Origin of the sequence: Enterobacter mori LMG 25706, from assembly GCF_000211415.1 — a bacterium.
Taxonomy (GTDB): Bacteria; Pseudomonadota; Gammaproteobacteria; order Enterobacterales; family Enterobacteriaceae; genus Enterobacter; species Enterobacter mori.
This window is the reverse complement of the sequence record NZ_GL890776.1, coordinates 223,293-235,304: the sequence shown is the minus strand read 5'-3', so window position 1 is coordinate 235,304 and position 12,012 is coordinate 223,293. Positions and strand designations below refer to the sequence as shown.

The window sequence follows — 12,012 nt, the reverse complement described above, 5'->3', positions numbered from 1 at the left end:
CCCATCTTTCTCCGATTACGCGGCGGTCAGCGCAAAACGGTCTTTCAGGACATGGCGGATTTCCTCCGCCGCCAGCTGCCGCGTTTCAGTGCCGTTCGCGGTGATGGTTTTCAGCATATCGCCCAGTAAAATCTGGCGTCCCTCCGGGCTGTGCTGCACCACCACCCGCTTCTGCACAAAGATCGCCTCCGGGTGCGTGGAGTTAAGGTAGTTGGCCGGGACGAAATCAATCCATTCCTGAGGTGTGAGATCAAAGCCGTATTGATTAGCCCATTCCCCCTCCACCTTCGCCTGAAGCAGGTACTCGCCCTCCGCGCTGCGGCTCAGTCGGAACGTGTCGAAATCCTGCGTGATTTCCACATCAAGCGTGTCCAGCGCCATCGGCGCGCGAATGCCGTAGCTGCCGAACCCGAGGTCGCAAAGCCACTGTCGGCTCTCCACCTCAGCGATGAGCGCCATATGGGTTTTCGGCCGCCGCGCGGGGTAGAACATCGGGCGCGCCGCCACAAAACGGTAAGGTATCCCTAACGCCTCCAGCGCCATGGCAAAAAGCCCGTTCACCTCATAGCAGTAGCCGCCGCGCCCCTGCGTTAGCACCTTATCGGCAATGTCGTCTGGCACCAGAGAGACAACTTTGCCCGCCTGTACATCCAGATTTTCAAACGGGACTGAAAAGAGCTGATGACGCATAAGAGCATGCAGAGTGACCGTATCGGCACCCGCCGGTCCGGTATAGTTTATGCGTTTGAAATAGGTGGAAATGTTGAAGTTTTCGCTGTGCATAATGCCTCCTTGTCCTGAACATGTCGGACACTATAGATGGCGCACATCATTGGCTGTATAGTCAGTTTTATCGAAAATTAGCCTGAACAGATACCCATGTCTGCCCCGTCCCAGTCGTCCCCACACTATCGTCGAATTGCCGAGATGCTGCGCCTCACGCTGACGTCTGGCGCGCTGCGCGCCGGTGACAGGATGATCTCCGCGCGTAAACTGGCCGAACGCGAGCACGTTAGCCTTCCGACGGCGCTGGAGGCCCTTCGCTGCCTGGAGGCTGAAGGGCTGATCGTTGCGCGTCCGCGTTCAGGTTATTACATCCGCCAGACCAGCCTCCCTCCGCGCGTGGAGACTTCCCGTTTCCCGCCAGGTCCGGTGCCTGTCACCCTGTCGGCCGTGGCCCGGTCGCTGTTCAGCAGTGCAGAAGCCCGTCTGGTTCCGCTGGGCGCCGCCCTGCCCGATCCCGCGTGGCTGCCAGGAGATGCGCTACAGCGGGCGTTGCACTCTGCGAGTCGTCGTCTGGACGCGCATGGGCAGAGCTATAGCCTGCCTCCGGGAAGGGTTGATTTGCGCACCAGGATTGCCGCGCGTTCTGCGCAATGGGGAGCCCGTTTCGGCGCAGACGATCTCATTATTACCGCAGGCGCAACGCAGGCGCTGCGTCTGGCCCTTCGGGCCGTGTGTCAGCCGGGTGATGTCGTGGCGATTGAGCAGCCCGCTTATTTTGGCACGCTCCTGCTGCTGGAGGATTTAGGCCTGAAGGCTTTAGCGATCCCCACCGATCCTGTGGAAGGCCTGCTGCTGGAACCGCTGGCGGACGCCATTCGCTGCCACCGGCCCGCTGCCGTTCTGGCCTCGCCCACCGTGCAAAACCCGCTGGGTGCCAGCATGCCCGTCGCGCGCAAGCAGGAACTGGTTGCCCTGCTTGAAGAGGCAGAAATTCCTTTAATTGAGGACGATGTTTACGGTGACCTGGTCGGTGACGGGCAGCGACCTCCGGCCTGTAAGGCATTCGACCAGAGCGGGAATGTGATTTACTGCAGCTCGCTGTCTAAAACGCTTGCGCCGGGCTGGCGAATCGGCTGGATTGCGCCAGGACGCTACCATTTGCAGGTTTTACAGGCTCGCATGGCCGGAGACTGGGCGGGCGCCCCGCTGCTGGAAGCCGCGGCGAGCGAGATGCTCGCAAGCGGCGACTACGATCGCCACCTGCGGCGGCTAAAGCGCCGGGTTGCAGAGGGTGTTTTAGCCGTCGTCGCACGAGTCGAAGCCAGGTTCCCACCGGGTACGCGCGTTAGCGTACCCGCAGCCGGTTTCCTGCTGTGGGTAGAGTTGCCTCAGCAGGTCAACGCGCTGGAGGTGCATCGTCGCGCGCTGGCGCTGGGCATTGGCGTCAGCCCTGGCCCCCTGTTTTCCCCTGGCGCAGAGTTAACGCACTTTCTGCGGCTGAACTGCGCAAACGAACCCTCGCCCCGCCTGCTGAACGCCGTGGAACAGATTGGCGCGCTGTGTCATGAACTGGCTGCTTTTACACCAGACTCTCCAGCCACTCGGTAAAGACCCGCACCTTGCGGGAGAGGTGCCGGTGCGGGTAGAGAAGCGACAGTTTGCGGTCCGGAGAGCGATGCTCTGGTAGAACTTCAACCAGAAGACCGCGGTCAATGTAAGGCTGGAGAAAGAGATTCATCCCCTGCATTAACCCCAGCCCGGCCAGACCTGCTGCGATGTAGGCTTCGGAATTATCCACGACAAGCTTACCGGGCAGAGTAATCTCCGCGATCCCTTCTGGCGTCGTAAACGTCCACGGATGGATTTGTCTGCTGTTGTTATTCACCCAGTTGATGGCCTGATGTTGGTGTAAATCATCCAGCGTTTCTGGCGTGCCGTGTTGTGCCAGCCAGGCCGGACTGGCACAGGTCGTAATTTTGATGTTCCCCACTTTTCGCGCGATATAGTCACCGTCGTCCAGTTCGCCCACCCGCAGCACGCAGTCCAGGCCCTCCCGCAGCATATCCCGGCGGCGATCGGAGCTGCTCAAAATGATGTCGATTTCAGGATGCTGCCGATAAAAATCAGGCAGGTTCGGTATCACCCGCAGCGCTGCAAAAGCGATGGGCATATCCACACGCAGCTGGCCGTGTATTGCCCGGCCAGCACCAAACGACTCCAGCAATTCGTCCGCCTGCGCCAGCAGGGGTTTACTCCGGCGATAAAACGCATCGCCATCCGGCGTCAGGCTAATCCGACGCGTTGTTCGCTGCAGCAAACGCGTGCCGCTGTGCTGCTCCAGAAGCTGTAACGCTTTAGTGACCGCCGGGCGATGGATCTGCAGATTTTCCGCAGCCCTGGACAAGCTCCCCGACTCAACAATTTCAATAAAAATTCGAATAGATTCAAAGAGGTTTATGTTCATAAGGGACGATCTTGCCGCGAGCAGGATAAAATTATTGTTATAAATTTTATAACAGTGATGAATCTTTTTGGCTATTTTTCCTAACAATTCCACGTTCTACACTCTCCTCCATTCAAACGAGAGGGAGAGTCCGCTATGAAAAATAACCGTATCTGTCAGATCCTGGGGATCGAAAAGCCTGTTATTCAGGGGCCATTATCCTGGCTCACGGATGCCCGTTTAGTTGCCGCAGTCAGCAATGCTGGCGGGCTTGGCGTGCTGGGACCCAATGCCGGTTTAACCGCGGATACCGCAGTTTCCACGCCGGAAGAGACCGCCGAAAAAATGCGCGAGGAGATTCGTAAAACCAAACGGCTGACCGAGAAACCCTTTGGCGTGAACCTGATCCCCACGGCCGTTAATGACGTCTGGACAGGGCCGATCCTTCAGGTGGTGAAAGAAGAAGGCGTCAGGGTTGTGGTGTATACGGGCTATGGGGAAGGCAGCATTATTCCTGCGCTGTTGAGCGAGTTAAAAGAGGCGGGTATCGCCATTATCTACCGCGACATCAATCCAACGCCGGAGAACACCCGCCTCGCAGAAGAAATGGGGGCAGACATTATCGTGGCTACCGGTTTTGATGAGGGCGGTACCTTACCCGCAACGGCGCTTGGCACCTTTTCCATCGTGCCGCTGATTGCCGATGCCGTGAAGCACGTCCCGGTGATGGCCGCGGGCGGCATTACCGATAATCGCACCGCCAGAGCGGCGCATGCATTGGGTGCGGAAGGCGTGTTTGCCGGTTCGGTCTTTATCAGCACGGAAGAAAGCCGCGTGCCGCAGAGCGTCAAAGAGAAAATTGTTGCCGCCAACGGCCTCGATTTGCTGCTTTTCCGCACCGTGCCCCATTACTACCGCTCTCTTCCCGGCAAGCTGGCGGAAAAACTGGCGTCGATGGATAAAGCAGGCGCAAGCAACGAAGAGCTGGGCAAGGCGATGGGTGGATTACGGGGCCTGCGTCTTGGCATGCTCGAAGGCAACACCGATGAAGGCTATATCGCGCTCGGCACGGGAATTGGGAACATCCGCAGCGTGAAAAGCGTGGCCGAGATCGTCAATGCGTTAACGGTTGAGTAAGCCCTTAACTCTGATGCTATGGACGCTGCACAAGAGCGGCGTCCGTACACCGTCTGCGGTTGTTTTTCACAAATTGAGGATTGCGCGTTCTTTAACGACAGCGTCAGGATTGGCAGTTTTCACCGCAGCCAGAAAAGCCGTGAAGTTATGATTCCAGAGGGTGAGATTGTTATAAAACTGCACTTGCTTTTCATTAGCACCGTCACGGTAAATAACAATCCAGGCCCGTCTGCTATTTATCTCGGTATTCCCCGGCCCGATTTTAATGATATCAGCCAGCGCAATCTTACGGGTGGCGTTGTTTTTAACTTCATATAAAAACTGGTCATCATAAAACCAGGTTTTACCTGCATTCCCGCCAAATAGTGAGGGGTTGGCAGATATCTTTTTCATCCCGTTACGATCTGAAATGATCCGTTTTGCCTGGCGAATGCGTCTTACAAAAAAGCTTAACAGAATGAAAAACGCAATGAGGGGTAGCGCGACTGATAGTATTTTTAAACTCTCGTGCATTCCTCTGCCCCGCTATACCTTTTTATTAACGCGTGAGTATAACGCGCCGATCGTTTATGACAATAACCCTTACGGTCAGGGAATAATCCGCGCGGCTCTCAGTTGCGCGAACAGGCGGAAAAACATCTCATCGGTCGCCTGCATTTGCGTAAAGCCCGCCCTGCGCAGCTTGCTCCCGTCCCCAAACATGTCGTAATTCCAGCTAAAGACAAAATCGGCAAACTGCCCGTTGCTCAGTTGCAAAATATCCGCTTCCACCAGCCGCTCTCCGGCAAGCTCGCGCCATACGCCGCGATAATCATTAAACAGCTGATGAAATGACAATCTCACCGGCGGCGCAGAGTCCAGTTCAAACCAGCGTGCGATACGCGGCCACAGCTCGCTCCAGCGCCAGATATCGCCATTGTTCACGTTGAACGCCTGATTCTGTGCCACGGGTGACGTGGCGGCCCACAGCGTTGCCTCGGCCAGCAGCCCGGCGTCGGTATGATCAACGATGCTGTGCCAGGTCTGTTCCGAACCGGGAAAACGCAGCGGTAAATCCAGCGCCTTGCACAGGGAGGCGTAGAGGGCGATGCTCAGCGCAAGGTTCATGGCATTACCCGGTACCGCACTCCCCACCACGCCCGGCCTGATGGCATTCCAGTGCCAGCGTTTTCCCCGCTGAAACTGGCTGAGCCACGTGAGCTGCGCGGCGTTAAATTCGGCACCCGGTACGCCGGGATCGCTTTCCCGCGCCGGGGTTTTAAACGGCCCAAGATGCGCACCATAGACTTTGTACCCCTGCATCAGGCTTACCGTCTGTAGCGGTGCCGTTTTTTCGAGGGTATTGACCAGATTACGCAGCATGGTGACGTTCGGCTCAACCATGTCTGTCCAGTTCGCCGCGTTCGCCCAGGCGCTGTAAAAAATGTGGGTGACACCGTTCAGGGCTTGCAGCGCCCGTGCAGTGTCCTGCGCATCCAGTAAATCGACGTTCACCAGGGGGATGCCGTCAGGATGAGACTCGGCATGGCGGCTAAGGCCGATCACCTTCCACTGATGGTGCAGAAGCGTGTTGATCAGCTGTCTGCCGACAATGCCGCTGGCCCCCGCGACCAGGGCGACGTTGTGTTGCTGCATCTTATTCATGGTGTTTCTCCGGAATGGGTGACAGACGCAGTGTGATATATTATTTTTTCTGGAGATATCCCCTGAAACAGATGGCACTTATAAGCAGAATCATTAAATGAATAACAAGCTCAATGCCATTTCTACCTTTCTGCGCGTCGCTGAAGCGGGCTCGTTTTCTGCAGCCGCCCGTCAGACAGGTATTAAGCAGTCCGCCGTCAGTCAACAGATCGCGGCGCTTGAGGAATCGCTGGGTGTGGTATTGCTACACCGTACAACGCGTACGATGAAGTTGACCGAACAGGGTGAACGTTACCGGCGAGATATGCAGCTTGTGCTGGACGCCATGGGGGAAGCGGAGAGGCGTTTACATCCTGTCGATCATAGCGTTCAGGGACGCGTCCATGTTCAGTTACCGAGCGGCCTGGGGCAGATCATTTTGCCGCATCTGCTGGGGCTGCAGCGCCTGCATCCCGAACTGCAGCTGATGATTTCCCTGGATGACCGCCTTGCCGATATGGTGACGGAAGGCGTGGATGTTGCGATACGGCTGAGCAGTGAGCCTCCGCAGGCGCACGCGGCTCGCGTGCTGGCGCGGATTGAAGCCGCGCTGTTTGCCGTTCCCGGCTTTCAGGCGGTACACGCCGTCAGCGAGCTGGCGACGCTGCCACACGTACGGTTCAGCGGTATTCCGCTGGATGCTCCCCTGCGTCTGATTTGTGGCGAGGAAACGGTCGAGATAAACGTGAATACCGTTTTCCGTGCCAATACCAGCGACGCGCTGCTACAGGCGCTGGCATCCGGCATTGGCATCGGCGGCCTGCAGCGACCACTCGCGGCCCGCGCGCTGCAGGCGGGCACGCTGGTACCGATACTGCCCGACTGGCGGTTACCCGATCGCTTCCTCTATGCCGTTTATCCCGACGCCCGCTTTATTCCGCAGCGCGTCAGAAAGGTCGTCAGCGTGATTGAGCAGTTACTGCCTGAAATAATAAAGAAAAATTAATTGTTCCCGCCGTAAACCACGTGCATTTTTTAACCGCAAGGAATAGAGTGTTTTTACCGTATCTCCTCTTTCTGGAGCACTTATGCCGGATTACTGTTTTTTCAAAAAAGGCCCAAACCTCATTGCGATCGAGAGCGCAAACACCGATGCGGCCGCTCAGCTCACCGCTCAGGGGTTTGAAAAACAGTTTGAGAAGATCGGCGCCATGGATGAAAAAGAGGCGCTGACCCGCCTTGCTGATATCCGTAAAAATGATGACATCGATCGCCATAACTTCCTGGCCGGAGCGGGCCAAATGCCGTGGATCGGCGTGCTGACGGCTGCGGCAACCTGGTTGACGCAAAAGAAATAACGCAACGCTCCTCTACTTCGCCACCGGCAAATCGGCGTACCGCGTCGTATAGGCCGGTGACAGCATCTCGCGCTTCATCGCCCAGGATTTCTCAATCCCCTGCCCGGCGAACCATATCTTCCCTTTGCCGGAATGATTTACGCTGTCGATCATCTCCATCAGCGCTGCGCTGTTGGCGCGCAGTCGATTATCGTCAAACAAATTAAGCTGGGCGACGCCGCTGCTGAAAAAGTCCGCCAGCATGACTCCGGCTTTCATATAGCGATAGCCGTCGAGCCATATACGCCCCAGCGCCTCCGTGGCGGCGCGGATGATATCGCGCGAGTCATTGGTGGGCGTCATCAGGGTGACAGAAGCCTGATTGCCGTAATAAATTTCGTTGTCAGCGTGCGGGCTGGTGCGCACAAACACACTGATAAAACGACAGTATTGATGCTCGCCGCGCAGTTTTTCCGCTGCGCGTTCCGCGTAGGCGCAAATGGCCTGGTGCATCTCTTCGTATTGCGTAATACGGTGTCCAAATGAACGGCTACAGATAATTTGCTGCTTAGTGGGGGTGAACTCTTCCAGATCAAGGCACGGCTCGCCGCGAAGCTCGCGCGCCGTACGTTCCATTACCACGTTAAAATGTTTGCGAATGACCCAGGATGACGCTTCCGCCAGCTCCAGCGCCGTGGTAATGCCCATCGCGTTCAGTTTTTTCGTAATGCGCCGTCCTACTCCCCACACCTCCTCTACCGGAACCTTTTCCAGCAGTTTACGCTGCCGCTCGCGGCCTGAGAGATCGACCACGCCGCCCGTGCTGGCCCAGCGTTTCGCCGCATAGTTGGCCAGCTTCGCCAGCGTTTTTGTCGGAGCAATACCGACGCCAACGGTTAAGCCCGTATTTTTAAAGACCTGCGTGCGCATCTGGTGACCGAACGTTTCCAGCGACAGGCAGTGGCTGACACCCGAAACATTCACAAATGCTTCATCAATGGAGTAGATCTCAATGGCCGGAGCGAGATCGGTCAGCGTCTGCATGACCCGACTGCTGAGATCGGCATACAGCGCATAGTTCGAGCTAAAGACGTAAACCCGCGACGGGTAGCGCTTTTCTTTGAATTTAAAATACGGCTCACCCATTTTTATGCCGAACTGCTTTGCCTCTCGCGACAGTGAAATAATGCAGCCGTCGTTATTGGACACCACCACGATGGGCTTCCCTTCCAGATCGGGGCGGAACACCCGCTCGCAGGAAGCATAGAAGCTATTTACATCAACCAGCGCGAACATGTTTATGCGTTTTGAGCGTGTGGGTGACGACGCCGAAGATCTGCAGCTCCTCTTCGGACTGAAAGGCGATCGGCTGATAGCGGACATTATGTGGCAATAGCCTCAGAACCGGGCGGGTCTGTAGCTCTTTCACCGTAAACTCACCGGCGACCGATGCCACGACGATATCCCCATGTTCGGCATTTAACGAACGATCCACCACCAGCAGATCGCCATCGCTAATTCCCGCCCCAATCATGGAGTCTCCGCTCACCTTGATAAAATAGGTCGCACTGGGGTGTCTCACTGCCAGCCGGTTAAGATCGAGACGATCCTCCACGTAATCCTGCGCCGGGCTCGGGAAACCACAGGCGACGCGTTCTAAAAATAAAGGTAATTCAATGACTTGTTTTGGGTGATAAGAAAAGAGAGTGTCCATAATGCCTTTCTCGCCAGATACTGTATATAAATACAGTATTACGGATTATGGACAAGGATCAAGATGATTTCCGGAGGCGAACCCAAACGCGTTGAAGTTTGAGCGGATTTAATTTAGCCATAGCCTGTACAAGTCACTCCACCATGACCTTCACCTTGGGTTTAGACAGCAAAATATGGATAAGCCCGGTAAAGGCGACCGGTCTAAAAAAGTAGTATCCCTGCTGATATACGATATTATTCCGGTTGAGATAGTCTAACTGCGCTTTCGTCTCAACGCCTTCCGCCACAATGCTGATGGAGAGCTTACGCGCTAAATCCAATACGCAATCGAGGATCCGGGTGGAGTCCTCGTGTTCATTGACTCTGCTGACGAAGCTGTGGTCAATCTTGATGTAATCGATATGCAGATCGTGTAGATAAGAGAGCCCGGAATAGCCGGTGCCAAAGTCATCCAGGGCAATGGCAAAACCATTTTCATGGAGCACGTTCAGGGTCTGCACGAGGCGTTCATCAATATCCAGCGGCTCTCGCTCTGTCACCTCAATCACATGGTTTAAATCCTTTCTGACGAAGCTATTTTTATATTTCAGGCATTCGTCCACGAAGCCTGGCATCGCGATATGGGAAGCGCTGAAGTTAATCCCGATATGAAAACCTTCCGGAAGTTTACTGGAGATGGCATTCATTTGCGTCACCACCTGCGCCATCAGGCTTTGTGTAAGGGAAACAATCAGCCCCGATTTTTCAGCAATCGGAATGAATGCTCCCGGTGAAATATATCCCGCTTTGGGGTGCTTCCATCTTGCCAGCACTTCCACGCCCCGCAGCGTGCCCGCCCTGCCGTTAACCACGGGCTGGTAAAACGGAATGATTTCTCTCTTCGCAATCGCACTGCGAAGTGATTCTTCAGGAAGCGTGTGTTTGTTCAGGTACTTATACAGAACATAAGCCGCGATACCGGCAACCAGCAGTACGAAAAGGAGTATGCCGCCCCCCTGATGAAGCAGCCTTTGCGGGCTGAAAAAAGGCGCAGGGTTGTATCGGATGCTATAGGCGTATTGTTCAGAGTAAACCTGTCTGGCCTGACGTTCGCCGGGAGACGTGACGTGCAGTTCGCCAGAGGCGTCAATTGCGCTCCCGCCCACCGCTAATGAATAATTCACGTGCTTTAACGGCGTGCTTAACGCATCCCGGATATGGCGATCGCTGATCGTCACAATAATACGGTTTTCTGCAAACCGGGTCTGAAAGAGCAAAACCGGCTGCCCGTTTACCGTATCGCTTGCCGGAACAAGAAATAAGGGAGTATCGGGTAATGTATTAATATGCCGCAATAAACACGCGATTTCCCGGCAGAGAGGAACACCAGGGCTGCCCCTGCCTGATGATGACGATGGTTCTGAGATGTGGCTGAAGCGCTGCCTCCGTACCCAGTTGATACTGGCCTTCTGCATCGCACCCCTTGACGATAATTTCCGTCGCCGTTCGGGCGGCAACGCGCGCCTCGTTAAGAATGTCATTAATATCGCTTACAGCGTATCGGGCTCCCGACTGACTGTCGGCCCGTGCTGAATACCAGAGTTGAATATTGAGGATAAAAATACCCGCAATAAAAATGGCTACTGCTGCTGCGACAGGCACAAAAGCGTTACGCATCAACGTATCTACCCTACAGGGTTATGATTATAAATAGCATGGTCGACAATAATAAAAATAACCATGTTATCTTTAAATTAATGACTTATTGATGACTTAACTAGAGAGCTCAACTAAATCAATCACTATAAAAACACTAATGATTGACTTTAAATTTAGACTAATGCATATTTTACAGCACGAATTAACAAGACTTTTTGGAGGACGTTTTCTATGCCAGCCCGTGATTATCCCGACAAACGCGTTGCTCGCGGTTTAGCAAAGGAGGCCGATCTCAGGATGTTGAGCGCCCGCATCGATCCCGACCTGATGGAGTACATCAGAACCACCGCCTATGAAACCCGCAAAAGTAAGCAAGAGATTGTGGCGGAAGCGTTAGCGCTTCACCGGCAGAATAACCCGATGACGCCTGCGGCAGACTAGGCCAGGGCTTCATCTGGCAGGCGGTATTCTGTTTTCGCTTAATCCACCAGTGAATTCAGCGTGTCCAGCGCGTCCGGCGGTAACACCAGATCCCCGGCGGCAAGGTTTTGCTGGAGATGCGCCACGGAGGACGTTCCGGGGATCAGCAGGATGTGCGGAGAACGTTGCAACAGCCACGCCAGCGCAACCTGCATTGCCGTTGCTCCCAGCGCATCCGCAACCGTCTGCAGCCCGGAAGATTGCAGCGGCGTGAAACCGCCCAGCGGGAAGAATGGCACCCAGGCAATCCCCTGCTGCGCAAGCGTATCCACCAGCGAATCATCACCGCGATTCACAATGTTGTACATGTTCTGCACGCACACCACGGGCACCATTTTCTGCGCCTCGGCGACCTGAGAGGCCGTGACGTTGCTCAATCCAATATGGCGAACCAGCCCCTGCTGCTGTAGCTCAGCCAGCGTGGACAACGGTTCAGCGATCGATCCTTCCGCAGGACCGTGGGCGCTAAACATAATCCGCAGATTGACCACATCCAGTACGTCCAGCTGCAGGTTGCGCAGATTATCATGCACCGCCTGAGTCAATTCCTGCGCGGAAAAGGCCGGGAGCCAGGCACCTTTGTCGTCGCGGCGGGCGCCGATTTTGGTCACGATGGTCAGATCGTCCCGATAAGGATGAAGCGCCTCGCGGATCAGCTGGTTAGTCACGTGCGGGCCGTAAAAATCGCTGGTATCGATATGATTCACACCCGCGGCCACCGCTTCGCGGAGCACCTCCAGCGCGGCCTGCTTATCCTTCGGTGGGCCAAACACGCCCGGCCCGGCAAGCTGCATCGCGCCATAGCCCAGTCGTTTAACCGTTCGCGTGCCGAGCGCGTACGTTCCGCTTTTATCAATGCTGCTCATGTTGACCTTCCTCATAAAAATGATCCGGGTTTACAACAGGTTCCCG

At 55.5% G+C, this 12,012-nt stretch carries 12 protein-coding genes and 1 pseudogene; 5 read left to right on the top strand and 8 right to left on the bottom strand.

Going from position 1 to position 12,012, the window contains the following annotated elements; translation table 11 throughout:
* Positions 1–15 precede the first annotated feature (15 nt).
* Positions 16–783 (bottom strand): arylamine N-acetyltransferase family protein, encoded by a 768-nt coding sequence (locus ENTMO_RS0110995; RefSeq protein WP_010430505.1) that lies wholly within the window; start codon positions 781–783, stop codon positions 16–18.
* A 96-nt stretch (positions 784–879) separates the two neighbouring features.
* Between ENTMO_RS0110995 and ENTMO_RS0110990 the strand changes: the two genes are divergently transcribed.
* Positions 880–2,334, top strand: coding sequence for an aminotransferase-like domain-containing protein (locus tag ENTMO_RS0110990; protein WP_029485057.1), 1,455 nt, complete (start codon positions 880–882; stop codon positions 2,332–2,334).
* Here the strand turns inward: ENTMO_RS0110990 and ENTMO_RS0110985 are convergent.
* Entirely contained in the window at positions 2,306–3,190 is an 885-nt protein-coding gene (locus ENTMO_RS0110985) for a LysR family transcriptional regulator (RefSeq protein ID WP_029485056.1), read from the bottom strand. The two genes, ENTMO_RS0110990 and ENTMO_RS0110985, sit on opposite strands and share 29 nt — an antisense overlap.
* 135 nt (positions 3,191–3,325) lie before the next feature.
* On the opposite strand from ENTMO_RS0110985, the gene ENTMO_RS0110980 reads away from it, so the two are divergent.
* Positions 3,326–4,306, top strand: coding sequence for an NAD(P)H-dependent flavin oxidoreductase (locus tag ENTMO_RS0110980; RefSeq protein WP_010430497.1), 981 nt, complete (start codon positions 3,326–3,328; stop codon positions 4,304–4,306).
* Positions 4,307–4,372: 66 nt separating this feature from the next.
* On the opposite strand, the gene ENTMO_RS0110975 is transcribed toward ENTMO_RS0110980, so the two are convergent.
* Both ENTMO_RS0110975 and ENTMO_RS0110970 read right to left on the bottom strand, forming a co-directional pair.
* Positions 4,373–4,819 (bottom strand): hypothetical protein, encoded by a 447-nt coding sequence (locus ENTMO_RS0110975; RefSeq protein WP_029485055.1) that lies wholly within the window; start codon positions 4,817–4,819, stop codon positions 4,373–4,375.
* 75 nt (positions 4,820–4,894) lie between these two features.
* The gene (locus ENTMO_RS0110970) at positions 4,895–5,950 is read right to left on the bottom strand and encodes an SDR family oxidoreductase (protein ID WP_010430491.1); all 1,056 of its coding nucleotides are present in this window, start codon (positions 5,948–5,950) and stop codon (positions 4,895–4,897) included.
* A 97-nt stretch (positions 5,951–6,047) separates the two neighbouring features.
* Here ENTMO_RS0110970 and ENTMO_RS0110965 point away from each other — a divergent pair, with 97 nt between their 5' ends.
* Together ENTMO_RS0110965 and ENTMO_RS0110960 are read left to right on the top strand one after the other, a co-directional pair.
* Positions 6,048–6,935 carry a LysR family transcriptional regulator gene (locus tag ENTMO_RS0110965; protein WP_010430489.1) on the top strand — a complete coding sequence of 296 codons (888 nt, stop codon included), beginning with the start codon at positions 6,048–6,050 and terminating at the stop codon, positions 6,933–6,935.
* 82 nt (positions 6,936–7,017) lie between these two features.
* Entirely contained in the window at positions 7,018–7,287 is a 270-nt protein-coding gene (locus tag ENTMO_RS0110960) for a hypothetical protein (RefSeq protein ID WP_010430487.1), read from the top strand.
* A 12-nt stretch (positions 7,288–7,299) separates the two neighbouring features.
* Here ENTMO_RS0110960 and umuC read toward each other — a convergent pair whose 3' ends face one another.
* From umuC to ENTMO_RS24060, 3 genes and pseudogenes are all read right to left on the bottom strand, one after another.
* Positions 7,300–8,562: a translesion error-prone DNA polymerase V subunit UmuC gene (gene umuC / locus ENTMO_RS0110955; RefSeq protein ID WP_010430484.1), complete on the bottom strand. Its 1,263-nt coding sequence runs from the start codon at positions 8,560–8,562 to the stop codon at positions 7,300–7,302.
* The gene (umuD, locus tag ENTMO_RS0110950) at positions 8,546–8,980 is read right to left on the bottom strand and encodes a translesion error-prone DNA polymerase V autoproteolytic subunit (RefSeq protein ID WP_010430481.1); all 435 of its coding nucleotides are present in this window, start codon (positions 8,978–8,980) and stop codon (positions 8,546–8,548) included. The genes umuC and umuD overlap by 17 nt, the downstream gene beginning before the upstream one ends.
* Positions 8,981–9,113: 133 nt before the next feature.
* Positions 9,114–10,638 (bottom strand): annotated as a pseudogene (locus ENTMO_RS24060) (EAL domain-containing protein).
* Positions 10,639–10,851: 213 nt separating this feature from the next.
* On the opposite strand from ENTMO_RS24060, the gene ENTMO_RS0110940 reads away from it, so the two are divergent.
* Positions 10,852–11,061 (top strand): hypothetical protein, encoded by a 210-nt coding sequence (locus ENTMO_RS0110940; RefSeq protein WP_029485054.1) that lies wholly within the window; start codon positions 10,852–10,854, stop codon positions 11,059–11,061.
* A 38-nt stretch (positions 11,062–11,099) separates the two neighbouring features.
* Here the strand turns inward: ENTMO_RS0110940 and ENTMO_RS0110935 are convergent, their stop codons facing one another.
* The gene (locus tag ENTMO_RS0110935) at positions 11,100–11,966 is read right to left on the bottom strand and encodes an aldo/keto reductase family oxidoreductase (RefSeq protein WP_010430467.1); all 867 of its coding nucleotides are present in this window, start codon (positions 11,964–11,966) and stop codon (positions 11,100–11,102) included.
* Positions 11,967–12,012 lie beyond the last annotated feature (46 nt).